This window comes from Nocardia sp. NPDC051756 (assembly GCF_040681495.1).
GTDB lineage: Bacteria > Actinomycetota > Actinomycetes > Mycobacteriales > Mycobacteriaceae > Nocardia.
The window spans coordinates 849048-849594 of sequence record NZ_JBFAYV010000002.1 but is presented as its reverse complement, the minus strand read 5'-3'; the positions used below and the strand labels follow the sequence as shown (position 1 = coordinate 849594).

The following is a 547-nucleotide window of genomic DNA, read 5'->3' as shown; positions in this document are numbered from 1 at the left end:
GCCCCTCATACCTGACCCAACCAGGAAGAAGGAAACCCGATGAACAACCCTTTCGACGATGACGGCGCACAGTTCTACGTACTGATCAACGACGAGGGCGAGCACTCGCTCTGGCCGATATTCGCCGCCGTACCGGGCGGCTGGACGATCGCCTACGGCGCCGCGGCGCGTAAAGCCTGTCTGCACTACGTCGAAACGCATTGGCTCGATATGCGACCCAAGTCACTCATCGAGGCCATGTCCAACGAAAGTCCCTGAGGTTCCGGACAACCGCCCAAATCCACCTGTATGCGCGGGGCGCGTCGGTCCACATCCCCCCTGCTGACCGCCGCGCCCCGCCCCCTACTCGTACTTCGCTGCGCCCCAGTGCATCATGGACGTATGACGAATCAACGGATCACCCCCACGCTGCCGGAGACGTTGATCGAAGCAGCCCGTCGCTGGGCGGGCGGACGTCCGACACCCGCACAGACGCAACAGATCAGCGGCTGGCTGGATCGAGTGATGCACCGCCAGCACCCGCAGGACGCCGCGCAGGCATAGCGGC

The 547-nt window shown here is 64.2% G+C and carries 2 protein-coding genes; both read left to right on the top strand.

Going from position 1 to position 547, the window contains the following annotated elements:
• Positions 1–39 precede the first annotated feature (39 nt).
• A complete protein-coding gene (locus AB0M22_RS10085; RefSeq protein WP_150408068.1) occupies positions 40–258 on the top strand; it encodes an MbtH family protein in 219 nt (72 codons plus the stop codon).
• 123 nt (positions 259–381) lie between these two features.
• Positions 382–543, top strand: a complete 162-nt coding sequence (locus tag AB0M22_RS10080; protein ID WP_191094439.1) for a hypothetical protein — start codon at positions 382–384, stop codon at positions 541–543.
• Positions 544–547 lie beyond the last annotated feature (4 nt).